The sequence below is a fragment of the Salirhabdus euzebyi genome (assembly GCF_014207435.1).
GTDB classification, from domain to species: domain Bacteria; phylum Bacillota; class Bacilli; order Bacillales; family Alkalibacillaceae; genus Salirhabdus; species Salirhabdus euzebyi.
The window spans coordinates 203,475-229,704 of sequence record NZ_JACHGH010000004.1; the positions used below are offsets into that span (position 1 = coordinate 203,475).

The following is a 26,230-nucleotide window of genomic DNA, read 5'->3' on the forward strand; positions in this document are numbered from 1 at the left end:
AATTCGTATTTTGTCATACTTGTTTAGGAAGTAAAATTTAATAACTAAAAGATAAGTTGTAGGGGGACCAGTGTTGCTGGTTGAGATAGTATCCGTAAGATACTGACTCTTAGAACCTGATCTGGCTAAGACCAGCGTAGGGAACATACTTAACATATGTATACTGTTGTTATGCACATGCTATTGTATGCGCCCTAGGTGATTATCCTAGGGCGCTTTTATATTGTTTGCATGTACCCCATACATACTTATTCGTTTAGTTAAACCAAGAGAGAGGGGAATATTTAAAATGAAGAAGTTATTTTTTGTGTTTATGACGTTATTATTGCTCACAGCTTGTGCGGGGGAGGATGAGAAAGAGACAAATTCAGACTCTAAAACTGAATTAGAGGAAATCAATGTCGTATTAGACTGGACACCAAACACTAATCATACAGGTTTATATGTTGCAAAAGCTAAGGGATATTTTGAAGAGGAAGGGCTTGATGTAGAGATCATTATGCCTGGAGAAGTTGGTGCAGATCAAATGATTGCAACAGGGAAGGCAGATTTTGGTGTAAGCTACCAGGAAAGTATTACAGCAGCTCGCGTGCAGGAAGTTCCAATTGTTTCTATTGCAGCTGTTATTCAACATAATACGTCTGGATTTGCAGCTCCAGTCGCTAAAAATATTACATCACCGAAGGATTTTGAAGGGAAAATTTATGGTGGTTGGGGTTCTCCAGTCGAAAAGGCAGTCATATCTACTATTATGAAACAAGATAATGCCGATGTAGAGAAGTTAGAAATCGTCAATATGGGTGATACGGACTTTTTCACAGCAACGGAGAGAGATATTGATTTTGCTTGGATTTATTATGGTTGGACAGGTGTTGAAGCAGAGTTACGTAACCAACCAATTGATATCGTTTATTTAACAGATTATAGTGAAAAGCTAGATTACTATACGCCAGTTTTAGCAACGAATGAAACGATGATAGCCGAAAATCCAGAGACAATTCGTAAATTTCTACGAGCAGTTGCAAAAGGTTATCAAGTAGCAATCGATAGCCCAGAGGAAGCAGCTGATATTTTGATAGAAGCAGTGCCTGATTTAGATCCGGAATTGGTAAAAGCAAGTCAAGCTTGGTTGGCTCCAAAATATCAAGATGATGCGGAGCGTTGGGGTGAACAAAAGCTTGAGGTATGGGAAAATTATGCGTCCTGGATGTATGAGCATGATCTGTTAGAAGGACAGTTAGACAGTGAAAAGGCATTTACGAATGAATTCTTGCCTGAGGGGGAGTAAGCGTGGCCAATACATTGCTAAGTATCCAAATTCTACCGAAAACCAAAAATGGCGAAGATGTCATCCCATATGTGGATGAAGCAATTAGTGTCATTGAACAATCAGGATTAGCTTTTCAAGTGAATCCACTAGAAACAACGATGGAGGGTGACCTTCCTGAACTTTTGACGATTGTAGAAAAGATGAATCAAAGAATGGTTGAACTAGGATGCCCTAATGTCATTTCACAAATTAAAATATTGTATAAGCCAGACGGAGCATCAATGAATGAGCTCACGGAGAAATATCGCTAATGGGAAAGGTATTACAGAAAGGATGGCGACCATTTTTGGTCCTCGTCCTTTTCTTCATCATTTGGGAGTTGTGCACGAAAATATTTGCTATACCGGGTTGGCTTCTACCTGCTCCTTCACAAGTCTGGTTAGAAGCTATATACGGATGGTCTCATTATACAGGCCATATTTTTTCTACTGTTCAATTAATTATTATTGGCTTTACAGTTGGAAGTAGTATTGGCGTTCTCGTTGCAGTAGGTTTGCATCTTGTTCCTTTTTTACGTCAAGCCTTCTATCCCTTACTAATTGTGACACAAAATATCCCTATCATTGTTCTTGCTCCGTTATTAGTCATTTGGTTTGGATTTGGAATGCTTCCGAAAATTATGGTTATTTCTTTAGTTTGTTTCTTTCCTATTACGATTTCGTTATTAGATGGATTTCGTCAAGCAGATCGTGATCTTAATCATTATATGTTAATGGCTGGGGCAACAAAGCAACAGATTTTTTGGAAGCTTGAATGGCCGAATGCGTTGCCTTCTTTATTTTCGGGATTAAAAATTTCTGCTACGTATAGTGTAATGGGAGCTGTTATTTCGGAATGGCTTGGAGCTAGTAAAGGAATAGGGGTATTTATGACATTGGCATCTTCGTCCTTTCGTACCGATCGGGTGTTTGTTGCGATATTGTTCATCGTTACTTTAAGTTTGCTATTTTTTCTAGTTATCGTATTGCTAGAAAATATGGTCATCAAATGGAAGTCGGGGAAGGAGGGGGATAACATTGAGTCACCTTAAAATTGAACATATTGAAAAATCCTATGGGGAACGTTCGGTGTTGAAGGATGTGTCCTTTTCTGTACAAGAGGGAGAATTTGTTTCTTTATTAGGTCCTTCCGGAAGTGGGAAAAGTACATTGTTTCGAATTATAGGTGGCATGACAGCCCCTTTATCCGGAGCCGTTTATTTAGAGGGAGAAGACATCACTGGAAAACGTGGCTCCATAAGCTATACTCCTCAATCTCCTTCACTTATGCCTTGGCGAACGACTTTGCAGAATGTCTTACTCGGGCAAGAAATAGTAGGGAAGAAGGATGAAGAGAAAGCACGTGATATGCTAGAGAGAGCAGGACTAAAAGGTTATGAACAGGCTTATCCTCATGAGTTATCTGGTGGGATGAAGCAACGAGCTTCATTCATTCGAAGTATTCTAAGCCCGCAATCACTGATTTTATTGGATGAACCTTTTTCAGCATTAGATGAATTTACCCGACTTGATATGCAGCAGTGGCTATTATCGATTTGGAGTGAGTATAAACGATCTATATTGTTTGTTACCCATAATATAGAAGAGGCGATTTTTTTATCCGACCGCATAATTGTTTTATCTGATCGACCAGCTACAGTAGTGAAAGAGTTCAACATTCCATTTGATCGACCAAGAAGAGAGGATTTACTTTTGACAGAAGAATTTTTACATTGGAAAAAATTAATCTATCAGGAGATGAGAGTTCTCAATGAATAAAAGAGTAATAGATAGCCATATTCATTTTGATTTGTACAAGAAAGATGAACAGAGCTTAATGTTACAAGAAACGGAAGCATACGAAGTAGATGCGCTAATTGGGGTTTCTAATCATTTGCAATCAGCGAGAAGAAATCTAGCATTTGCCCGTCAGTATAGTAAATTGAAGGTTGCTTTTGGATACCATCCTGAGCAGCCTATCCCAACGGAAGCAGAAATAGAACATTTGAGGAATTTTATTAATGAACATCAAAATGAAATGATTGCAATTGGTGAGGTTGGTTTGCCTTATTATCTTCGCAAAGAGAATCCGCAAATTCCACTAGAACCTTACATAAGTATGTTAGAAAAATTTATAGTGGATGCTAAAAGACTTGATAAACCAATTGTTCTTCACGCTGTTTATGAGGATGCGCCGCTAGTTTGTTCGCTTCTTGAAAAACATGATGTTCAAAAAGCACATTTTCATTGGTTTAAGGGTGATTCTAGTACGGTTGAAAAGATGATAAAAAATAGATACTTTATTTCTATTACACCCGATGTGTTATATGAGCAGGAAATACAGGACCTTGTTATAAACTTTCCATTAAATCAAATGATGGTTGAAACAGATGGGCCCTGGCCCTTTGAAGGACCCTTCCAAAATCAAATGACTCACCCTAAAATGATGCATGAAACGATAAGGAAAATAGCAAAGCTAAAAAATATAGATTTAGCTAATGTGTATGAGCAAATTTATTTAAATACGAAGAGTTTTTACGGATTGAAATAGCATGATTTACCTTACAGCCACCTCTTTTTAAAAGAAAGTTTGACAATTTTGTGAACAAAATGAATAATATAAGTAGAAGAGGTGATTGGAATGGAATCTCATACAAAAATTTTAAATGCGGTGAAATATGTTGGAGCTTTCGTATTGACACTAGGAATTACGCTTTTCTTCTTAGGTGTTTTTGGTATTGGTTCCAGTGTGATGGCTTCCATCGGAATAGGAACGATTATAGGCGCAGTCTTTATCTTTTTAATGGGAGTTTTTTTCGTTGCAACGGAAGAAGTATTAGATAAAACGGAAAGTGCTAGTTAAACCAAAAAGTAAAAATAATAATGCCAAAGCCCAAATCTATGAATGGTTTGGGTTTTTTACATCTCTAAAAATAAAATACAAAAAGGAAACGGATTTACCTTCCCAATTTGCAATCATTTTAGGTATATTATTATTAACAATTCAAAGTGACGAAACTTACAAAAGGAGAAGTAAATTTTGCATGAAATTATAGATGCTTTTGTAGCTAACATGACATTAATTATTGCTTTTATGTATGTAGTCCTTAAATTTAAAGAATTAATTTTAAAAAAGTTTAAAAAAATACCAATGTATATTGTGATTACTCCTGTGATAATTAGTCTGTTAAGTATGTGGGTCATGCACCATCCACTAATGTTTGAAGGTATGAGAGTAGATTTAAGAGGAATACCTATTTTCTTCGTATCTTTTCTTGGTGGCTGGAAAATGGGCTTTATTTCAATCCTTTTTCCTACTTGGATGAGAATTGATTTAGGGGGTCCGACAGTAATTCAGGGCACAATTCAAGCAATACTTCTGCCTTTTATTGTCGGTTCTATCTTTCATAATAGGAAAGCATTTAACCCACCTTATACCATTTTAAATGTAAAAGTCTTGTTAACAGGATTTTTTACATACGCAATCATTAAATCTGTTCTAATGCTTTGGACAACTCCAGCTAATGAAGTTACTACCATTTTAATGTTCATCTTTGAAATAGCTGCCTTACTTATTATCGGATTAATCAACAACGATACGAATCGGAATTTGTTAAACAGAAATGAATTAGAATTCCATTCCAGGCATGACAATATGACACAATTGTATAACCTACGTTATTTTAAAAATAAAGTGAATGATCTTAAAATTCATGATAAATCAATGGTTATAGCTATGTTTGATGTAGATTCCTTTAAAAACTACAATGATACACATGGCCACCCTGCTGGTGATGCTGTACTTCGGACAATAGGCCAACTCTTAACGGATAGTATGCGAAAAGAAGATTTATTTGCTCGGTATGGAGGGGAAGAATTTATTATTTGTTTTTCCAATCTTGAAAACACGCAAGCTGTAGCAAAGGCCGCTGAACGATTCAGAATATTAGTGGAAACCTATCCGTTTTATGGGGAAGAAAAACAACCGAATGGGAAGTTAACAATTTCCTTGGGATTGAGCACTTTTTCTCATACGAAAGCATTGGATACGTTAATAAAAGAAGCAGACCAAGCATTATATATGGCGAAAGAGGCAGGTAGAAACAACGTTAAGTTATACAGTAAAGATGCGGATTAAATTAAAGAAGCGCCCGGTGTAAAATCCAGGCGCTTTTCAGTGTTTGTGATATCTATTTTTCTTACTTAAACCATTCCCCAAATCATTGCAAGTAGTGTTCCAAATATTGTTACTAAAGCAATTATTAATCCATAATAAACATTCGTATAAATAGTTGCTTTATCCTCTGATTCTCCAGCATGCATAAACACGACTAACTGGAGTCCAGCCTGTAAAAATGCTGTTACTAAAAGTACCGTCATCCCTAGTGCAAATGACAGGTCAAGGAAATACACAAGAAGTGCAGCTACAGTTAAAACGAGTGAAAAGATAAATCCCATGACTTGTTTGCGTGGAAATAATTCTTTCATTTTACATCAGTCCTTTCAAATAGATGAAGCTGAAAATAAAGATCCAAACGACATCTAAGAAGTGCCAGTAAAGAGAGAAAATAAAGGACTTGTTTGTTGTTTCCACTGTTAAACCACGCTTTTTAATTTGAAGAATAATACCTAGCCCCCATAGTAGTCCAAACGTTACGTGTGCTCCGTGCGTTCCTAATGTGGTTAAAAGGATTGCGGAAAAAGCACTTGTTTGGAGCCCTGCACCAACATGCACATAGTGGAAGAACTCGTATATTTCTACACTTAAGAATGCTAGACCGAGTACTAATGTAATGCCAAAGAATGTTAGCATGGCTTTCTGTCTACCAAGGCGCATCGCATGTATCGCTAAACCAATGGTAAAACTACTTGTTAATAATAGAAATGTTTCAATAATTATAGGGGTAATTTCAAAAATATCTGCCCCAGAAGGTCCACTCCCTATACGATTTTCAAGTGTAAAATAGGAAGCAAAAAGTGTTCCAAACAACATGATTTCTGCTCCTAGAAAAATCCAGAAGCCTAAAATATTCATTTTGTTCTGTTCTGTACCATATTCAAGAGGCTGAGAGTGATCTATTTTCATCCTTTAGCACCTCCCATTTTAGCTTCTGTTTCTTCAATCTCCTTGACCGAAATGTGGTAGCCATGATCTTGCTCAAAGGAACGGTGAATTAAGCATGCGAAAATTCCCAATAAAGAGACAATCGCAAGAATCCACAAGCTGAAAATCATAGCAAAACCAAACACGAAGAAAATCGCACTCATAATAAATGGAACGCCACTTTTACTTGGCATGTGTATTTCTTGATAAGAACCTTTAAATAGCTTGTGACCTTTTTTCTTTTCATCCCAAAGTGCTTCGCTAGAATTCACTTCTGGTGTAATAGCAAAGTTATATTCAGGAACTGGGCTGTGTGTTGCCCACTCAAGGGTACGTGCATCCCATGGATCAGCACCAATATCTCTTGTTGCATATCGTGTACTGTAGTAAATGTTGTACACAATTAAAACGAATCCAATAGCTAAAATACCTGCTCCAATGAATGAAAGCATGTTCCAAAAACCGAAACCAGTTGCTTCAGAGTACGTGTACATACGGCGAGCTTGGCCGTCTAATCCAGAAATAAACATTGGGAAGAAGGCAACACAAGTACCAACTGCAATTAACCATGCAGCCCATTTACCAATTCTTTCGTTAAGCATAAAGCCGAACATTTTTGGCCACCAGTAAGTTAATCCTGCAAGCATAGCGAATACAACACCAGGAATAATTACTAAGTGGAAGTGTGCTACTAGGAACATTGTATTGTGATATTGATAGTCTGCTGCAGACATTCCAAGCATAACTCCAGTTACTCCGCCGATCGTGAAAATTGGAATAAAGAGCATGGAGTAAAGCATTGGAGTAGTCATAACAATTTTTCCTTTCCAAAGGGTAAAGAGCCAGTTGAAGATTTTTATCCCTGTTGGAACAGCAATTGCCATTGTCGTAACGGAGAAAATACTATTAACAAATGCTCCTTGCCCCATCGTAAAGAAATGATGCACCCATACTAAGAAGGAGAAGAGCGAGATGATTACCATGGAAGCAACCATTGATTTATATCCGTATAAGTTCCTACGAGCAAAAGTCGAGATGACTTCACTATAAATACCGAAAGCCGGTAGGATTAAAATATAAACTTCTGGATGTCCCCAAACCCAGAACAGGTTTGCCCAGAGCATATCCATTCCACCATTATCAATAGAGAAGAAATGGGTCCCGAATAAACGATCCATTGTTCCCATTGCTAGTGCTATTGTTAATACTGGGAATGCGAATACGATAATTACGTTTGTGATCAGCGCAGACCAAGTAAACATCGGCATCTTCATTAATGTCATCCCAGGTGCTCTCATTTTCAAGATTGTTACGATAAAGTTAATACCTGTCATTAACGTACCAAGACCTGCGATTTGGATCGCAATCATGTAGTAGTTCGTTCCTACGTGTGGACTATGTTCATTTCCAGCAAGTGGGAAGTAGGAAGTCCAACCAGCATCAGGTGAGCCTCCGACTACGAACGAGATGTTGAATAACATAGCGGCGAAAAAGAATAACCAAAAACTTAACGCGTTTAAACGCGGGAACGCTACATCCCGTGCTCCAATTTGAAGAGGAACAACAAAGTTCATCAGTGCTATAATAAATGGCATTGCCATGAAGAGAATCATAACAATTCCGTGCGTCGTAAAAATCTCATTATAATGCTGTGCATCTAGTAACGTGTTACCTGGAACTGCTAACTGTGAACGCATCATAATCGCATCTACTCCACCTCGGAAAAGCATAAGTAGGGCAGAAATAAGATACATAATACCAATTCGTTTATGGTCAACAGTCGTTAGCCATTCACGCCATATATAACCCCATTTTTTGAAATAGGTTAATCCGGCAATAATTGCAATGACAGTAAGTCCAATTGCAACCATCGAAGCGTAAATCGCAGGACTCGGATGAGGTATGGCAAAACGCTCAAAGAATTCCATACGTTTTTGTCTCCTTTCAACTAATACAAAGTTTATAAAGCTAAGACGCTATGAAACTAGGAAACTTTAATGGTGGTGATGATCAGAGGATTCTTCCTCTTCATGATCTTCGTGCTTCTCGTGGTGATCATGATTTTCATGACCATCATGCTTATCATGAGATTGACTTCCTCCATGGTTGTGTTCAGGTGCTGGAGAAAATTCAAGGTGCGTTCCTGTGAATGTCAGCTGACCTAAGTGACCAGGCTCTAATAACTCTTGGAATCTATCCTCCGTTATAGGACTAGCTGTTTCTTTCACCTCATCTACCCATTCTTCAAATTCGGCTGGAGGTACAGCATTTACGTTAAAGGTATTATGAGCAAAACCTTTTCCGCTAAAGTTTGCATTTCTTCCAAAGAATTCACCTGGAACATCAGCAGCTAGGTGAAGGGTAGTTACCATGTCAGCCATTGCATATTTTTGACCGCCCAGCTGTGGAACCCAAAAACTAGTAATTGGTCCGTGAGAGTACAACTTAAATTCTAATGCACGATCAGTCGGTATATATAAATAGTTTACTGTCTCTATATCTTGCTCTGGATAGCTAAAATGCCACTTCCAATTTGAAGATGATGCGTATATGACAAGTGGTTCCTGATCTTCATAACCTTCTGGTGTTGATTCCACTGCATAGTTACTTTTTACGGAAACAATGGATAGGAAAATGATGATAATAACAGGAATTCCCACAAAGATACTTTCCATTACCTTGCTTCCCTCAATGTGTGGTGGCTCATAATCATCACTCTGCTTGGACGCTCGGTATTTGATTAGCATATAAGCCAATAAAGCAAATACAACAATAACCACAAATAACATCGTCCAAATAGAAATCATAATTACGTCAGCTTGTGTTTGTGCTTGAGGACCTTTTGGATCTAAAACTAATAAATTACCACAACCTGTTAGCACTGTGATAATAGTGAAAAATAGAAATGACAAGGAAAGCTTCCTTTTCATTTTAGGTTCCCCTTTCATGTAAATGTAGGTAAAATGCTCATTGATGAATTATGTTACAAGGTTCACAATCTAATTCACTTACTCATCTTATTACCCTTTATGACCCATTTCAATAGAATGTGAATTATGTCACAAATTGTTCAAAATAAAATTACATATATGTGAACTTTTTTTGAAATATATACTGTAGATTTTTCTAAATTTGTTAGAAATCATAGATTTGGTAACAATTACTGGGTCAAATAAAATAGTTATTTTTAATTTGACATGATTCTTCATTTTATTTATCATTTAAGTAGACCAATTGGTATAATAATTAAAAGAGGTATAAAGTATGACGGACAAAGTAAGTTCAAAAGATAAATTAATTAAAACAGCTTCTAGACTATTTCAATTACAAGGATATCATGCCACTGGTTTGAACCAGATTACAAAAGAAAGTGGTGCACCGAAAGGATCGTTGTATTATCATTTTCCAAATGGGAAGGAAGAACTAGCTATTGAATCCGTTCGTTTAACAGCAAAATTTGTTACAAATCGGATGAATGCTTCCTTACGTAAAAAAGATGATCCAGTAGAAGCTATTCAGCAATTTATCGTTGAATTAGTAGAAGAATTTAAGCAAGAACGTCGAACGGATGGCGTTCCTATTGCTGCTGTTGCTCTAGAAACAGCTTTAGTTAGTGAACCATTAAGAGAAGAATGCAGACTTGCTTATGAAAGTTTTCAAAACGTATTTACAAACAAGTTAATTGCATCAGGGTATGACGAAAAAAAAGCAAAAGAGTTGGGAGTGGTCATCCATTCCATGATTGAAGGATCGTTTCTTACATCTTTTACAGCGGGTAATGTTGATGCTCTTCTCGTAATATCGAAACAAATTCCAGTCCTTCTTAACTAAGTTATTTGCTGGAATTTTTTACTCACATTTTATATAGACTGGTCTAATGAATAACAAGGGAGGGAAATTTAATGAAAAAGGTTTTAGTAACAGGTGCAACCGGTAACGTGGGCAAGTATGTTGTAGACGAATTGCTCAAAAAAGGGGAAAGAGTAATTGCTGCTGGCCCTAGTTTCAAAAATCCAGCAGATACTTTTTCAAATAAGGTAGAAACGGTCTATTTTGACTTTAAGAAACCAGAGACATTTCAGGGTGTTTTAAATGACGTAGATCGCGTATTTTTAATGAGACCACCACACCTTGGTAAACCCGAAGATTTATATCCATTCATAGACGAAATGAAATTGTCCAAGATTAAATTAGTTTCCTTTTTGTCTCTTATGGGCGTAGAAAAAAACACGATACCACCTCACCATAAAATAGAGAAATATATAGAGGATTCAGAATTGCCATATGCTCACGTCCGACCAGGATTTTTTATGCAAAATGTATCTGGAGTTCAATCTAAAGAAATTCGCGAAAAAAGTCAGGTGTTTGTTCCAGCTGGAAATAGTAAAACGAGTTTTATAGATGCAGCTGATATTGGGCTTGCGGTTGCCACTTTACTGCACGACCCTGAATCCTACCAAAATACTGCTCATACGATTACAGGTTCAGAAGCACTAGATTATTACCAGGTAGCACAAATTTTAAGTGAAGAAACGGGAAAGAACATTAAATATGCCAAACCTAGCTATTGGAAATATAGAAGATATTATATTAAAAAACGTAGGTTAGATAAAAAATATGTTAATGTTACCGTTGCCCTTTATTTTATGACAAGAATGGGTACTGCGAAAGAAGTTACTAATGACTTTATACGATTAACAGGAAGAAAGCCGCGTACTTTCAAGGAGTTTGTTAAGGAAAATAGAAGTAGCTTTACTTCATAAAAGGGGATGATTATGATGGGATTTATTCAAGATGTTTCAGCCATTTTAAAAAAGAATGAATTGGTTTTTTTAGAACGACATAAAGAATCGGATAATATATTTACTTTCATATTTGAAAAAAATGAAGAGCTACACTGGAAGGCAGGTCAGCATGGGATTTTCACAATTACTCATAAGAAAGTTAAAAAGCCAAGTAGACCCTTTAGTATTGCATCGGCACCTTCTGAAAAGGTATTTAAAATAACAATGGAAATAAAGGATAACCCTAGTGCTTTCAAGCAAGCGATAACGGAACTTAAAAAAGGTATGCGTATCCAAATGAGAGGACCAGTTGGACCTCTTTATGTAAAGGAAAATACAAATTTCCCAGTACTGTTTATTGCTGGTGGAATTGGAATTACGCCCTTTCGCTCCATCATCAAGGAATTAGAAAATAACAAAGAAGAGACAAATAAGGTGGATTTACTATACTTTGATAGTAAAGAAATATTTTTATTTAAAGAAGAAATAGAAGAAATAACTGGATCCACAAACCTTAATGTTCATTTCGTAAAAGATCGAAAAGAATTATATGAGCGAATAGACTACTTTTTATCCATACATCAAAAAGATCGTCATTATTATTTAGCAGGACCAAAATTTATGATCCGAGATGTCTCACATTATTTAAAGAATCAAAATATATCCAAATCAATATGAAGAAGGATGTATTTTTTGGCTATAAATAACAAGAAACTAGTAATCTATTATATAGAATAAGTCCATACTGGAGTGCCTAATGAAAAGTAATGAGATATTTCAAGAAATTCTTTCATTCATAAAAGACTGAATACCTTTTTGAAATGCATCCCTAGCGAAAATACTAGTTTAATGATTTAGTAAGTTTTTCATCTTTGAATTTTTTATGAATAGCTGGATTTTCTTTTGAAAAAATCTATCTTTTTTATATTGACTTTTTTGGGGGCTAGTCATATACTTCGATTACAAGGACTTAATAAAGTTTACACCAACTTCATCCAAGTTCTTTTCTTTTCCTAAGTGAATAAAACGCTTTCATATTTTTTTCGTCAAAAACTAAAACGTTTTCGACATTTTTTTCGCTATATTACTAAAACGTTTTCGGAAAAGGTTGTGTTTTCTCTTGATGGAATACGGATTAGGTAAAAAAGCCTTTAAAGACTGGGTCGTTGCTGAAGTTTCATTTTCTCCTGATATGTTAGGAAAGGGAGAAGCGATAATGTATCTTGGAAACGGATACATGGGATTACGATCAGCTACAGAAGAGGCATACCTAAAAGAAACTAGAAATCTTTTTGTAAGCGGTACCTTTAATAAGGCAGAGCAAAATGAAGTAACTGAACTTCCAAACCTTGCTGATGTTACCAAATTGGACATCCGAATTGATGGAGAACGTTTTAGCCTTGAATTTGGAGAGACGAAGGATTATGTCCGTCAATTAAATGTAAAAACAGCGGAATTAACCCGTTCCTTTCATTGGACTTCTCCAAAAGGTAAAGAGTTAGAATTCCTGTTCAAACGGTTTGTGTCGCTTGATAATTTGCATGTTATAGCAATGAAGATGGAAGTTGAAAGTTTAACAGAGTCGGTGGAAATTTCTTTTGACTCTGGGATTAATGCACAAGTAACGAATTCTGGATCCCAACATTTTTTAGAAGGGGAAAGAAGGGTTTATGATAGACGTTTCGTTCAGCTTGTTCAAACGACCAATGAGTCAGGTATAGATGTGGTACATAACACGGCGCATAAAGTTTTCGTCAATGGTCATCAAGTTAATACGGAACCAAAGATGGATATGAGTCGCCGTAAAGTGTGGCTTACTTATGACCTTACTCTTGGGCAGGGTGAAAAACTAGAGGTGGAAAAATTAACAACAGTCTATACGAATCGTGATAAAGAGTTTGATAAACCTACTTACGAATTATCGCAGCTTCGCGAACATGGTATAGCCGATTTAAAGGAAGCAGTAGCAAGAGGCTATGATAATCTGTTTGAAGCACATCGAACGGCATGGCAAAACAAAGTATGGAATGTTTATAATTTTGAAGTTGATAGTGAGGACTCCTTTGATCAACTTGCATTACGTTTTGCGCTTTATCATTTAACAATTATGACACCAGCTCATGATGAGAGAATGGGAATCGGTGCAAAAGCGTTAAGTGGAGAGGGATATAAGGGTCATTCGTTCTGGGATACCGAAATTTTCATTCTTCCATTCTTTACTTACTCTAATCCACATATCGCGAAATCATTATTAACCTACCGTTATCATGGTTTAGCAGGTGCGAGAAGAAAAGCATTAGAAAATGGTTATGAAGGTGCAATGTATCCATGGGAGGCAGCTTGGCCGACTGATGGTGAAGTAACTCCTGCTTGGGGAGATGTAGATATTGTTACCGGTGAGCAAACGAAGATTTGGTCAGGGCTTATTGAGCAGCATATTACTTCAGATATTTCCTTTGCAGTTTATCAATACTATCGTGTAACTGGCGATGAAGAATTTATGACGAATCACGGTTACGAAATGATTTTTGATACCGCGAAATTTTGGGCAAGTCGTCTAGAATGGAATGATAAAAAAGAAGAGTACCACATAAACAATGTTATTGGTCCTGATGAGTATAAAGAGCATGTAGATAACAATGCATATACAAATTATATGGCGTATTTCAATTTGAAGCTTGCTTCACGTTTTTTTGAAAAGCTTAAAAAGGAAAATCCGAAAAGATTTACGGAGTTAGATAATCAGTTATCTTTAACAAAGGCGTATCCAATATGGGAAAAGAAAGCTGAAAAGCTTTACTTACCAAAACCTCAAGAAGCGGATCTTGTTATTCCTCAAGATGATACGTATTTACGTTTAAAAGAAATTGATTTGACAAAATATAAAAATCAAGAAGGGGTTCGCGGTATTTATAAAGATTATAATCCGGAACAAATTAACAAGATACAGGTCACAAAACAGGCAGATGTTCTCGTTTTACTGTACCTACTTGAACAAACCTTTTTGAATGAGGATTATCGCTTTTCATATGAAGTGAAAAAAGCAAATTTTAACTTCTATGAGCCGAAAACTCTTCACGATTCATCCTTAAGTTTAGCGACACACGCTATCCTGGCAAATGATATTGGGAAACAGGAGCTTGCCTATTCCTTGTTTAAGGAAGCATGTGAAATCGACTTAGGACCATATATGCATACATCAGATGAAGGTGTGCATGCCGCATCAATAGGCGGTATTTGGTCAGCTGCTGTGTTCGGTTTTGCCGGTATTCGAATAAAAGGTAATCAACTCTCCATTCATCCAAAATTGCCGAAGCATTGGAACCGTATGAACTTTACGATTAAGTGGAAGGAGCAGCCGCTCACTATAACCATTTCACAATCGGCATTATCAATAAAAGCCGAAAGCAAAGGAAGTATAGTCTGTGAAATTTTTGGAAAACTATACTCATTTGAAAATGAGGTAGAAATACCTATTCGCAACATCCAATTAGCTGATATTTAATAGATGATTTTTATCGTCTATAAATATAAAAAAACAAAAAACTTATTATTAGGAGGAATTCGAATGAAGTTCCGTAAAAGTCTACTATTACTTTTATCGATCGCAGTTGCACTTGTATTAGCAGCATGTAACGGCGGCGGAGATGACAACAATAACGAGGAAGGTCAAGAAGGCGATGGCCAAAAGATTACGATTTTCCAAAGTAAGGTTGAAATTTCTGAAGCATTAGAAGCATTAGCTACAGAGTATGAAGAAGAAACAGGTGTAGAAGTAGAAGTTATTGGTACTACTGGTGATGACTACTTCCAACAGCTACAAATTAAATTAAACAGTAACCAAGGACCATCTATTTTCAGTGTTCGTCACATTACAGAAGCAGAAAAGCTTCAGTCTTACCTACATGACATGAGTGGTGCAGAATTTGTTGAACATGTTGCTCCTAACATGGCTTTAGAGTATGATGGTAAAATTGTAGGTGTACCATACGGAGTAGAAGGTTTTGGATTAGTTTATAATAAAGATTTAATCAACCCTGAAGATGTTGCAACACAAGAAGGTTTTGTTGAAACTTTAGAAAGCTTTAATGGTACTGATGTTGCTGGTTTAAGTCTTGCACAAGAAGCATATTTCTTAATTGGACATATTAGTAACTATCCATTCTCTTTACAAGAAGATAACTATGCTTACGTACAGTCTTTAAATAATGGTGAAACTACAATGTCAGAAACTGCTGAGTTCCAAGCTTTCGGTGATTTGATGGAAGATATTAGAGCAAATATCCCAAGTCCATTAGATATTTCTTATGATGAACAAATTGGTGACTTTGCTACAGGTAAAACGGCTATGATTCACCAAGGTAACTGGGCTTACGGTATGTTTGCTGATTACGACTTAGATTTCGAAATCGGTATGTTACCATTCCCATTACTTGACAATGACAAGTTAGCTGTAGGTGTAGGTAGTAACTGGGCAGTTAACGGAACAAAAGATGAAGCAGAAGTTCAAGCTGCAACTGATTTCTTGAACTGGATGCATACTAGTGAAACGGGTCAACGTTACATTGTAGAAGAGTTTGGATTTGTTCCAGCTTTCACTAACATTGCTGCTGAAAACTTAGATCCACTTTCTCAAGCTGTATTAGATGCAACAAACGCAGGACAAACAATTCCATGGTCTCATAACTACTACCCAGCTAACCTAGTAGTAAATGACTTTACACCAGCTGCTCAAAACTTCTTCTTGACGGAAGATGTTACTGGTGAAGAGTTCATTGAAAGTCTTGATGCTGCATGGGATAACGCAACAAAGTAAAACTGTTACATCAAAGAAAATTAACTTAAAATAATGGATAGGAAGATAAAACAGAGAAACAATATTCAAAAAGGTTTTATCTTCCTTTCCTTTGTCTTTTTAACATAATACGTTTGCGAAAGCCGACTGTTATTCATAAAAGGCTTTTCTTTTTTTAGAAGCCCGTTCAAAAGACAACTTAGAATGAAAACGCGAGATAGAAATATTATTGCAAGAGAAAGAAGGGGTTGAAATGGCAAATCGAATGACCAAGGGTTGGTATCTGTTTTTCACCCTCCCGCTATTAATAATCTTTGTAACGGTAGTCATTATTCCGTTCCTAATGGGTATTTACTACTCATTCTTTGACTGGGATGGGATTAGAGCAAATCCTATGGTATTTGTCGGTTTAGAAAATTATGGTCAGTTATTAGGGGATACCCGATTCATTGATTCGGCATGGGTCACTGTTAAATTTACTATTTTAGCTGTTATTACAGTCAACATAATAGGTGTCGCTTTTGCACTGCTTGTAACAACTAGTTTAAGGACCGTAAACGCGGCACGTGCGATGTTGTTTATGCCAAACCTAATAGGTGGTTTGATCTTAGGTTATATTTGGCAGTTTATTTTTTCTGATGCATTTAAAATCATCGGAGAAGCAACTGGGTTTGATAGTGTGTTTTTTAACTGGTTATTAGATCCGGACTATGCGCTATATGCACTAGTATTTGTATTTACATGGCAAATGGCAGGTTACATGATGATTATTTACATTACAGGAATCCAAGGTATTTCAAACGATATTATCGAGGCTTCTGTTATTGATGGTGCTGGGTATTGGCAACGTCTGCGTAAAATTATCCTTCCATTGTTAATGCCATCGTTTACTATTTGCTTGTTCTTAACCTTATCATTTGGTTTTAAAATTTATGATGTAAACTTGTCTTTAACAGGCGGGGGTCCAGTAAACAAAACAGAATTGTTTGCCTTACACATTTATAATGAAATTTTTGGCTACGGAAACTACGGCTTCGGTCAAGCGAAGGCAGTTGTCTTCTTCGTGATTGTTGCTGCAGTAACGTTAACACAAGTTTACATTACGAAGAAAAGGGAGGTAGAAATGTAATGAGGTATATAAAAGAAATTGCATTATTTCTAGGTGCATTATTATTTCTATCCCCTGTATACATTATGGTTGTTAACTCGTTTAAAAACAGACAAGAGCTCTATGAGAACGTCATGGCATTACCTCAGGAATTTAGTTTCCAATATTATGTTGGGGCTATGGAAAAGATGGATTTTTTAAATGCATTAACAAATTCTTTAATCATTACAATAACAGCTACTGTTTTTGTTGTTATTCTTTCTTCCATGACTGCTTGGATGTTAGCAAGATCAAATAATTGGGTAAGTAAAATTATCTTCATGACGTTTATTGCAACAATGCTAATTCCATTCCAAACGTTAATGATGCCTTTGGTCCAGTTCATGAGTACCATTTCGAATACACTTGGTATTCCGATGATAAATACTCGCGGTGGGTTAATTTATATGCATGTTGGTTTTAATTCTGGAATGGCTGTATTCCTTTATCACGGTTTTGTTCGTGCAACGATTCCTACATCACTAGAGGAAGCTGCCCTGATCGATGGTGCAAACAGATTCACCCAATTTTGGCGTATCGTTTTCCCAATGTTAAAACCGATAACAGTTACTGTAATCATCTTGAACGTTATCCAAATTTGGAATGACTTCCTGTTACCATCTCTTGTTTTATCAGATACAGCGTTACGTACTATTCCACTATCTACTTTTTATTTCTTTGGAGAATTTACGATTCAGTGGAACATGGCAATGGCTGGTTTAACATTAACGGTTATTCCTGTTATTATCTTTTACTTGTTTGCACAAAAGCATATTATTAAGGGTATTGGTGAAGGTGCAGTGAAATAAGCAGGAAAAGAATAGTAATAAACGTCAATAGTAAGTTATAATGACATCCAAGAAGTACACGATTAGGTGACGGAATGGATGTTTTGACGTTAAATAAAAAAGAATATTCCATCCTGTCCAGGAGGGAAATAAATTATGCAAAATTATTCAGGATTTATGGGAGGATTATACGCAGTAGCAGAATGGATTATGCGATTTTCCATAGTGAATTTTTTATGGATTATCATCAATCTTCCCATACTCCTTCTTACTATTATGATGGTGTTTGCACCTTCAACTGTTGAACTTGTGGCTCTTTCTGTCCCATTAATTATCTTATTACCGTTACTTTTTTATCCATCTACAATAGCTGTATATGCATCAGCTCGTGATTGGACGATGGGGAAAGACACATCTTCTCTTTTAAGGACCTATTGGATCTATATGAAAGAAAGCTATAAAAAAAGTGTATGGGCAGGTATCCTATTAACGTTAATTTGGATCATTTGGACCATTGATTTTTTCTACTTAAAGGATCAGCATTCCTTATTTGGAATTATAATGATAATAATCGGATTAGCTTTACTTGTCTTTACGATTAATTATTTTTGTTTAAGCGTTCATTACTTCATGACAAATAAAGAGCTTTTTAAAAATGCTTTCCTCATTACAATTGGAAATCCATTACACTTTTTTGCGGTTTTACTTATAAGTGCGTCTATCTTATATATGAGCTTTAGATTGTGGTTTTTGTTTCCTTTTTTTACTGTTTCGGTTATATCATTTATGACTTTCTTTTCTTTTTATCGGTTCACATTAAAGATAGAGAAAAAGGCGCAAGAGTTCAAAAACCGTTAAGTATTAATATCGATAATAAATTTAGGATTCATAATTTGGAATTCATAATAGGAAGTGAGCAAACATGGCGACAATTAAAGATGTTGCAAAAAAAGCAGGTGTGTCCATAAGTGTTGTTTCAAGAGCCTTTAATAATTATCCGGATATTAATGCAAAGACGCGCGAAAAAATATTTGAAATCGCAAAAGAACTTAACTACACGCCTAATATAGTAGCGAAAAGTTTATCTTCAAAAAGGCAGAAAACCATTGGCTTAATAGCTTCAGGAATATTTACAGAGAATACGAAAGACACCATTTCCTTTGAAATTTTAAAAGGTGTTTATACGGGCGTACAAGAGAACGACTATGAATTGTCTATATTCTTGATTGATTCTTTCAAACAAGAACAAAAGAGCTATGCCCAGTTTTGCCGGGATCGAAAAATCGGTGGCATCATTGTCCAAGGAATTCGGACAGATGATCCTTATTTTCATGAGCTAATGGATACGAATATTCCATGTGTCATGATTGATTTGGCAACAGAATTAGATAATCAGCTTATTGGAAGTGTGACGAGTGATAACTTTGGTGCAAGCCGAGAGTTAGCATCCTATCTTTTAGAAAAGAATCATCGAGATATTGTTGTCATGGCTGGAACGAAGGAAACGTATGTTAACGCCGAACGCTTCAAAGGAACGAAAAGTGCCTTTGACTCATATGGACTTGAACTTGCTGATGAAGATGTTCTGTATGCAGAGTTTTCCGAACATAAAGCGTACCTTTTAGCCAAAAAATATTTACAAGTAAAACGCCCTACCGCTTTTATTTGCTATAGCGATTTAATGGCGTATGGGGTTATGAAAGCAGTGAAAGAAAAAGGATTGCGGGTACCAGATGATATTTCAGTTGTAGGTTTTGACGATTTAATGGTAAGTGATTTTACTCAACCCCGTTTAACGACTATTCGTCAGGATTTCTTTGAAATGGGTAAGCAATCTGCCCTCTTAGTCCAGCAAATGATGGAAAAGAAGGAAGGTACAAAACAAAAAGTAGTGAACTGTGAATTAATGGAACGTGATAGTGCAACAGGATGGAAGGAACACATAAAGGAGGAAGAAAAAAGTAATGAACAAACCGAACATACTAATGATTATCTCACACGATACCGGTAGGTTTTTAGGAAGCTACGGTTACAGTGTGGAAACCCCAGAGCTAAATGACATGGCTGAAAATGGTGTTAAATTTAACAATTACTTTTGTTCCCAACCACAATGTAGTCCAAGTCGTGGTAGCATCTTAACGGGAATGTATGGTCATAACCACGGAATGTTAGGGCTAGCGCATATGGGACATTCGATGAAAAAAGATATTGATACGATTCCATCTGAAATGAATAAATTAGGATATGAGACGCACTTAATTGGCTTTTTCCATGAATCAATCGATGGAGAACTTGACGGGGAAAAACTCGGTTATCAACATGTCGTAAATGTTCCAGGAAATGCTGCTGAAAAAGTAACGGATAAAGTCGAGGCTTTCCTGAAAGAAAAATCTCAATCCGAGCAACCTTTTTATGCTTCCGTAGGTTTTGAAGAAACACATCGTCCATTTGATGACTTTGACCCGGTACCACTTGATGAAGTACAAGTTCCCTCTTATTTACCGGACACCCCAAAAGTAAGAGAGGATTTATCTTACTTTTATGGTTCGGTAAAAGAATTAGATAAAGCAGTCGGTAGAATAAAACGTTTACTAGAAGAGAATGGTTTAGCAGATACCACATTATTAATTTATACAACGGATCATGGGATTGCATTCCCGCGTGCAAAAGGAACTTTGCTCGATTCGGGATTAGAAACAGCGCTTATTATGAGACTTCCAGCTGGTATGAGGAACGGTGGTCGCATGCAGGATGAATTACTATGTAATATTGATTTAATGCCAACACTTATTGAACTTGCTGGTGGAAATGTGCCAGATGGATTAGATGGAAAAAGCTTCCTACCTTTATTAGCAGACGAAACATATGAAGAGCGAGAAAGCTTTTTCTGTGAACTATCCTGGCACGATCGTTACCATCCAATGAGAGGGATTCGCACAAAAAAATATAAATATATACGAAACTTTGAAGAAGGTCCAAAAGTATATTTGCCTTATGATCTACATGAAAGCCTGACAGGCCAAGAAGTTCGTGATGAATATTACGTTAGCAATTCAGAAGAAGAACTTTATGATCTAGAGAAAGATCCATTAGAGCAAAATAATGTCGCAGATGATCAACAGTATAGCCACATTGTGAAGGATTTGCGAGAAAAGGTGGAACAATGGATGAAAGAGTCAAACGATCCATTGTTAGAAGGACCAATTCCTGGGTACGAAGCAGAGGAATGGAAGAAGGAAATCGAGGCAGGGAATGTATATAAGAATTCCGGAAAGTAATTAAATGACGGCTGGTCGTGGATTATATTTGTACCAGCCTTTCCATTAAATCTTGAAATTTCTCCGGATCTAGCTATGACCTAGTAGTGGTATTCCTAAATGCTATTTCCGGTTTTTTTGGATATATTAAGCAGAGCAGACTATACGCTTGGGCCTGCATTAGTTCGTGCTTAACTAGGTGTCTATAAGAACATGAATAAAATGAAATGCTTAAAGGGGGAAGGCAAATGAAAGATAAAGGTAATTCTTGTTGTTGTGGGCCAAGTCGCGGGGTGAACGAAAACGTTTTCGTTCAACTGTCGAATCAGGTGGCCCATACTTCCTCTTCTATTTTTGGTAAAGAAAAAATGATACATATTCCAGGTGGTAGCTTTTTAATGGGGACGGATACCGAACATGGGTTTCCGGAAGACGGAGAAGGACCAGTTCGGACGATTGAAATAGACCCGTTTTATATGGATCCACATACAGTAACAAATGAAGAATTTCAACATTTTGTAAAGGAAACAGGGTATGTGACAGAAGCCGAACGCTTTGGTTGGTCCTTTGTTTTTTATATGTTTATAAGTGAAAATACAGCAAAAAACGTTCAGCAACGAGTTCAGCAAACTCCGTGGTGGTGGGTAGTAGAAGGAGCAAACTGGCTTCATCCTGAAGGGCCAGATTCCACTATCGAAAATCGAATGGATCATCCTGTTATACATGTTTCTTGGAATGATGCCCAGGCATATTGTAAATGGGCAGGAAAGAGATTGCCAACAGAAGCAGAATGGGAATTTGCTGCACGTGGAGGATTGGAACAGAAGTTATACCCTTGGGGTGATGAGTTAACTCCAGAAGGTATACACTATTGTAACATCTGGCAAGGAAATTTTCCGAAAAGTAATACAAAGCAAGATGGATATGTAGGAACAGCTCCTGCTGAGTCATTTCCTCCGAATGGATTCGGATTGTATAACGTAGCGGGTAATGTATGGGAATGGTGCAGTGATTGGTTTAGTAAAGATGTTGGAAAACATGAAAAAAAGAATCCTAAAGGTCCGCCAACTGGTGATACACGTGTGATGCGAGGTGGTTCTTATTTGTGTCACCATACTTACTGCAATCGTTACCGAGTTGCAGCGCGTACATCAAATACAGCAGATAGTTCATCAGGAAATATTGGATTTCGCTGTGTAGTAGATGGTTAAACTATCAACAAGAAAGGATTTTACAAATGACACAACTCCCAAAACTTTTTATTTTTGATTTAGATGGTGTAATAACGGATACTGCTGAGTTTCATTTTTTAGCTTGGCAAAAACTAGCGGAAAAAATTGGCGTTTCCATTGACCGAGAGTTTAATGAGCAATTAAAGGGTATAAGTAGAATGGAGTCTCTTGAACGAATTATTGCATTAGATCCATCGTTGTCCCTTTCGGATGAGGAAAAAGAATCATTAGCTACCGATAAAAATGAGTATTATAAGCAACTAATTGAATCAATTGGTTCTGAAAACACATTGCCTGGGATTGAAGAACTGTTGAAGGATATTAAAGCTAGCAATGTACAAATTGCTTTAGGATCTGCAAGTAAAAATGCACAAATGGTTTTAGATAAGTTAGGTTTAACTACGTATTTTGATTATGTTGTCGATGCAGCTAAAGTAGCAAAAGGTAAACCAGACCCAGAAACCTTTACGACTGCAGCAGATGCTTTAGGAATTTCCTATGAGAATTGTATTGGAGTAGAGGACGCAGCTGCTGGAGTACAGGCGATTAACGGTGCAAATATGTTTTCGGTTGGTGTTGGTTCTGAGGAATATTTAGCGAATGCTAATTATATTGTCAGTGATACATTAAAACTAGATTTTAATCAAATTATAAAAGAGTATACAGTCTGGAAAAAATAACGTAGTGTTTGTAAAGATTATACACAAGCAGGAGTGTTTCAAATGACATGGAAATTAACAAAGTCGGAATTAGATAATCAAAACTTATTGATTGATGAAAGCCTTTTGTCATTAGGAAATGGTTATTTAGGTGTGCGAGGAAATTTTGAAGAGGGCTATACTAGTGGCTATAAATCAATAAGAGGTACTTATATTAATGCCTTCCACGATCAAACAGAAATTACGTACGGTGAAAAATTATATGCTTTTCCAGAAACTCAGCAAAAATTAGTGAATGTGATTGATGGACAAGATATTAACATTTATTTAGACAATGAACTGTTTTCCTTGTTTGAAGGGAATGTTATTTCTTTTGAACGTCATTTGCATTTAGATGCAGGCTATTCTGAAAGGATTATACATTGGGAATCGCCAAATGGCAAAGAAGTTAAACTGCATTTTAGACGATTTGTTTCCTTTGTGACGAGAGAATTGTTCGCTATTGACGTGAAAATTGAGGCAATAAAAAATGTAGATAAAGTAAAAATTGTATCCCGTGTTAATGGGGATGTATCCAATTTTGTTGATAAAGGGGACCCACGTGTTGCTTCTGGTCATGCGAAACGCCTACACGTATCAGAAGTGGAGAAAATAAATGGGTATAGTGTCGTTAAAGATACGACATATGTGACGAATTTAGAGGTTGCTTGTGTAACGTCTACACAGATTGTTGCTGGAGAACACTCGTATACTCATGATGTAGTAGATGATAGTGTTGTTGAAGAATATGTGTGTGATGGCAAGGATAGTATTCAATTTACGAAATATAATGTCTACACCGATACACTTAGACATGAAGAGCAAATTGTTGAACACGCCATAGCCATTTTAGATAACATATCAAAAAAGCCTTTTGAAGAGTTGTTAGCTGCTCATAAATTATATTTAGATGATTTCTGGGCAACGTCTGATATCAAAATAGATGGGGATGACGAGCTGCAAGAAGGTCTTCGCTTTAACCTATACCAGTTACTCCAATCAGTAGGAAAAGACCCGGTTAGTAACATTGCAGCAAAAGGACTATCAGGTGAAGGTTATGAGGGACATTACTTCTGGGATACGGAAATTTATATTTTCCCTGTCTTCCTAATGACAAATCCAGAAATTGCAAAAAACTTGTTAATGCACCGCTATTCTATTTTAGATAGTGCAAGAGAACGTGCCCAAGAAATGGGGCATAAAAAAGGTGCCTTATTCCCGTGGAGAACGATTACAGGACCAGAAAGCTCCGCCTTTTTCCCAGCTGGTACTGCTCAATATCATATTAGTGCAGATATTGCGTATAGCTACATTCAGTATTACTTAGTAACGAAAGACGAAGAATTTTTACGTAATTATATGGCAGAAGTGTTGTTTGAAACAGCTCGACTATGGATCGATACGGGACATATGACTGACGGTCAATTCAGAATCGATGAAGTAACAGGTCCAGATGAGTATACTTGCTTAGTTAATAATAACTACTATACAAATGCAATGGCGAAATATAATCTATTATGGGCTGAAAAAGTGTATCAGCAATTGAAAGAAGTAGATAGCGATTCGCTTAATGTGCTAGCAGAACGTATTGGATTAGCGCATGAAGAAGCTACGGAATGGAAGAATGCAGGGGAAAACATGTACCTTCCATATGATAAAAAATTAAAAATTAACGCACAAGACGACAGCTTCTTACAAAAGGATCGTTGGGATTTAGAAAATACGCCTGAGGATAAATTCCCGCTATTACTAAATTATCATCCATTGACACTGTATCGTTATCAAGTATGTAAACAGGCGGATACAGTACTTGCTCATTTTCTGTTAGAAGATGAACAAAATGAAGAAACAATTCGAAATTCCTATAACTATTATGAAGAAATCACAACTCATGATTCATCCTTGTCATACTGTGTATTCAGTATTATTGGATCTAAGCTAGGCTATAACGAAAAAGCATATCGTTATTTTAATGAAACAGCTCGCCTTGATTTGGATAATACACACGGTAATACGAAGGATGGTCTCCATATGGCCAACATGGGTGGCACATGGTTAGCTATCGTATACGGATTTGCTGGATTAAGGATAAAAGAAACCGGCATTTCGTTACGACCATCCCTTCCTGAAAAGTGGAATTCTTTATCCTTCCACTTACAATATCAAGGAAGATTACTCAGAATTACGATGGATAAAGAAAATGTAACTTATGTAATAGAGAACGGGGATAGCTTAACAATTCAACACCACGAGGAATCAGTGGAATTAGAACAAGGAAAACCAGTAAAATTATCCATAAATAAATAAATAAATAAATAATTAAATAATTAAGGTGAGCAGGAACAGTCATTTTAGCTGTTCCTGTTTTTTTTTGCATTTCCCTGAAAAAGCTACCTAGTAGTAAAGTTGGCATATTATGTTAAAATAAAATTGAATTATAAACTGACCGAAGTATGTTAGTGATGGGGTGACGCAATGAACATAGAAGATATTTTTAAAAGAATTAATCAGCATCCTCCAACTATTTTAGGTAGTGAGTCATTTGCCAAATTTTCCGTATTATTACCATTAATGGAAAAGAACAACGAAATCCATGTATTGTTTGAGGTTCGTTCACGTCAACTAAGAAGGCAGCCAGGTGAAATTTGTTTTCCAGGTGGAAAAATTGATAAAAAAGATTCTAGTGCAGAAGCAGCAGCAATACGGGAAACAACAGAAGAGTTAGGTATTGGAAAAGAGCAAATTTCTAACGTTTATCCACTTGATTACCTAGTTTCACCCTTTGGAATGGTGATTTATTCTCATGTTGGCTTTATAAAAAGACCTTCTCTCATTAAAGCCAATCATGCCGAAGTGGAGGAAATCTTTACCGTTCCACTTTCCTTTTTTCTCAAACACAAGCCTGAAATTCATCTTATACATACAAAACTAGAACCAGAGGAAAGTTTTCCTCTTCATCTTATTCCAGGGGGAGAAAATTACAATTGGCGAACACGGAGTATTGAAGAGTTTTTTTACATCTATGACCAAAAAGTAATATGGGGACTTACAGCTAGAATTTTGGCTCATTTTGTTGAAGTTCTAAAGGCAAATAGGTAAATCAAATGATTAAGTGAG

The 26,230-nt window shown here is 36.5% G+C and carries 25 protein-coding genes and 1 riboswitch; of the genes, 21 read left to right on the top strand and 4 right to left on the bottom strand.

Going from position 1 to position 26,230, the window contains the following annotated elements; translation table 11 throughout:
- The first annotated feature begins 50 nt into the window (after positions 1–50).
- Positions 51–160: riboswitch (TPP riboswitch) on the top strand.
- Between the two features lie 129 nt (positions 161–289).
- The 7 genes from HNQ94_RS08155 to HNQ94_RS08185 all read left to right on the top strand — a co-directional run bounded on the left by HNQ94_RS08155 (position 290) and on the right by HNQ94_RS08185 (position 5,446).
- Positions 290–1,288 carry an ABC transporter substrate-binding protein gene (locus tag HNQ94_RS08155; protein WP_174495675.1) on the top strand — a complete coding sequence of 333 codons (999 nt, stop codon included), beginning with the start codon at positions 290–292 and terminating at the stop codon, positions 1,286–1,288.
- 2 nt (positions 1,289–1,290) lie between these two features.
- The gene (locus HNQ94_RS08160; RefSeq protein WP_174495674.1) at positions 1,291–1,581 is read left to right on the top strand and encodes a thiamine-binding protein; all 291 of its coding nucleotides are present in this window, start codon (positions 1,291–1,293) and stop codon (positions 1,579–1,581) included.
- Positions 1,581–2,360: an ABC transporter permease gene (locus HNQ94_RS08165; protein WP_174495673.1), complete on the top strand. Its 780-nt coding sequence runs from the start codon at positions 1,581–1,583 to the stop codon at positions 2,358–2,360. The genes HNQ94_RS08160 and HNQ94_RS08165 overlap by 1 nt, the downstream gene beginning before the upstream one ends.
- Positions 2,347–3,087, top strand: a complete 741-nt coding sequence (locus HNQ94_RS08170; protein WP_174495672.1) for an ABC transporter ATP-binding protein — start codon at positions 2,347–2,349, stop codon at positions 3,085–3,087. Before HNQ94_RS08165 ends, HNQ94_RS08170 begins: the two co-directional genes overlap by 14 nt.
- A complete protein-coding gene (locus HNQ94_RS08175; RefSeq protein ID WP_174495671.1) occupies positions 3,080–3,859 on the top strand; it encodes a TatD family hydrolase in 780 nt (259 codons plus the stop codon). Before HNQ94_RS08170 ends, HNQ94_RS08175 begins: the two co-directional genes overlap by 8 nt.
- A 90-nt stretch (positions 3,860–3,949) precedes the next feature.
- The gene (locus HNQ94_RS08180) at positions 3,950–4,171 is read left to right on the top strand and encodes a hypothetical protein (protein ID WP_174495670.1); all 222 of its coding nucleotides are present in this window, start codon (positions 3,950–3,952) and stop codon (positions 4,169–4,171) included.
- Positions 4,172–4,348: 177 nt separating this feature from the next.
- The gene (locus HNQ94_RS08185) at positions 4,349–5,446 is read left to right on the top strand and encodes a diguanylate cyclase (RefSeq protein WP_246199960.1); all 1,098 of its coding nucleotides are present in this window, start codon (positions 4,349–4,351) and stop codon (positions 5,444–5,446) included.
- 65 nt (positions 5,447–5,511) lie between these two features.
- Here the strand turns inward: HNQ94_RS08185 and qoxD are convergent, their stop codons facing one another.
- The 4 genes from qoxD to qoxA form a co-directional block, all read right to left on the bottom strand.
- Entirely contained in the window at positions 5,512–5,796 is a 285-nt protein-coding gene (gene qoxD, locus HNQ94_RS08190) for a cytochrome aa3 quinol oxidase subunit IV (protein ID WP_174495669.1), read from the bottom strand.
- A 1-nt stretch (position 5,797) separates the two neighbouring features.
- Entirely contained in the window at positions 5,798–6,394 is a 597-nt protein-coding gene (locus tag HNQ94_RS08195) for a cytochrome (ubi)quinol oxidase subunit III (RefSeq protein WP_174495668.1), read from the bottom strand.
- Positions 6,391–8,340 (bottom strand): cytochrome aa3 quinol oxidase subunit I, encoded by a 1,950-nt coding sequence (qoxB, locus tag HNQ94_RS08200; RefSeq protein ID WP_174495667.1) that lies wholly within the window; start codon positions 8,338–8,340, stop codon positions 6,391–6,393. Before qoxB ends, HNQ94_RS08195 begins: the two co-directional genes overlap by 4 nt.
- A gap of 66 nt (positions 8,341–8,406) precedes the next feature.
- Positions 8,407–9,342: a cytochrome aa3 quinol oxidase subunit II gene (gene qoxA, locus HNQ94_RS08205; RefSeq protein WP_174495666.1), complete on the bottom strand. Its 936-nt coding sequence runs from the start codon at positions 9,340–9,342 to the stop codon at positions 8,407–8,409.
- 334 nt (positions 9,343–9,676) lie between these two features.
- Between qoxA and HNQ94_RS08210 the strand changes: the two genes are divergently transcribed.
- The 14 genes from HNQ94_RS08210 to HNQ94_RS08275 all read left to right on the top strand — a co-directional run bounded on the left by HNQ94_RS08210 (position 9,677) and on the right by HNQ94_RS08275 (position 26,212).
- A complete protein-coding gene (locus HNQ94_RS08210; protein ID WP_174495665.1) occupies positions 9,677–10,243 on the top strand; it encodes a TetR/AcrR family transcriptional regulator in 567 nt (188 codons plus the stop codon).
- Between the two features lie 71 nt (positions 10,244–10,314).
- The gene (locus tag HNQ94_RS08215; RefSeq protein WP_174495664.1) at positions 10,315–11,175 is read left to right on the top strand and encodes an SDR family oxidoreductase; all 861 of its coding nucleotides are present in this window, start codon (positions 10,315–10,317) and stop codon (positions 11,173–11,175) included.
- 15 nt (positions 11,176–11,190) lie between these two features.
- The gene (locus HNQ94_RS08220; RefSeq protein WP_246199959.1) at positions 11,191–11,874 is read left to right on the top strand and encodes an FAD-dependent oxidoreductase; all 684 of its coding nucleotides are present in this window, start codon (positions 11,191–11,193) and stop codon (positions 11,872–11,874) included.
- A gap of 442 nt (positions 11,875–12,316) precedes the next feature.
- The gene (locus tag HNQ94_RS08225; protein WP_174495663.1) at positions 12,317–14,701 is read left to right on the top strand and encodes a glycoside hydrolase family 65 protein; all 2,385 of its coding nucleotides are present in this window, start codon (positions 12,317–12,319) and stop codon (positions 14,699–14,701) included.
- A gap of 63 nt (positions 14,702–14,764) precedes the next feature.
- Complete coding sequence (locus HNQ94_RS08230; RefSeq protein WP_174495662.1) at positions 14,765–16,012, top strand: sugar ABC transporter substrate-binding protein; 1,248 nt, start codon at positions 14,765–14,767, stop codon at positions 16,010–16,012.
- A gap of 232 nt (positions 16,013–16,244) precedes the next feature.
- Positions 16,245–17,120 (top strand): carbohydrate ABC transporter permease, encoded by an 876-nt coding sequence (locus HNQ94_RS08235; RefSeq protein ID WP_174495661.1) that lies wholly within the window; start codon positions 16,245–16,247, stop codon positions 17,118–17,120.
- Positions 17,120–17,947 (top strand): carbohydrate ABC transporter permease, encoded by an 828-nt coding sequence (locus tag HNQ94_RS08240; RefSeq protein ID WP_174495660.1) that lies wholly within the window; start codon positions 17,120–17,122, stop codon positions 17,945–17,947. Before HNQ94_RS08235 ends, HNQ94_RS08240 begins: the two co-directional genes overlap by 1 nt.
- A gap of 135 nt (positions 17,948–18,082) precedes the next feature.
- Positions 18,083–18,784 carry a YesL family protein gene (locus tag HNQ94_RS08245; RefSeq protein ID WP_174495659.1) on the top strand — a complete coding sequence of 234 codons (702 nt, stop codon included), beginning with the start codon at positions 18,083–18,085 and terminating at the stop codon, positions 18,782–18,784.
- Positions 18,785–18,848: 64 nt separating this feature from the next.
- Positions 18,849–19,937: a LacI family DNA-binding transcriptional regulator gene (locus tag HNQ94_RS08250; protein WP_174495658.1), complete on the top strand. Its 1,089-nt coding sequence runs from the start codon at positions 18,849–18,851 to the stop codon at positions 19,935–19,937.
- Positions 19,891–21,204: a sulfatase family protein gene (locus HNQ94_RS08255; RefSeq protein WP_174495657.1), complete on the top strand. Its 1,314-nt coding sequence runs from the start codon at positions 19,891–19,893 to the stop codon at positions 21,202–21,204. The genes HNQ94_RS08250 and HNQ94_RS08255 overlap by 47 nt, the downstream gene beginning before the upstream one ends.
- Positions 21,205–21,431: 227 nt before the next feature.
- Positions 21,432–22,394 (top strand): formylglycine-generating enzyme family protein, encoded by a 963-nt coding sequence (locus HNQ94_RS08260; protein ID WP_174495656.1) that lies wholly within the window; start codon positions 21,432–21,434, stop codon positions 22,392–22,394.
- 26 nt (positions 22,395–22,420) lie between these two features.
- Complete coding sequence (pgmB, locus tag HNQ94_RS08265) at positions 22,421–23,095, top strand: beta-phosphoglucomutase (RefSeq protein WP_174495655.1); 675 nt, start codon at positions 22,421–22,423, stop codon at positions 23,093–23,095.
- Between the two features lie 42 nt (positions 23,096–23,137).
- Positions 23,138–25,420, top strand: a complete 2,283-nt coding sequence (locus HNQ94_RS08270) for a glycoside hydrolase family 65 protein (RefSeq protein WP_174495654.1) — start codon at positions 23,138–23,140, stop codon at positions 25,418–25,420.
- A 168-nt stretch (positions 25,421–25,588) separates the two neighbouring features.
- Positions 25,589–26,212, top strand: a complete 624-nt coding sequence (locus tag HNQ94_RS08275) for an NUDIX hydrolase (protein ID WP_174495653.1) — start codon at positions 25,589–25,591, stop codon at positions 26,210–26,212.
- Positions 26,213–26,230 lie beyond the last annotated feature (18 nt).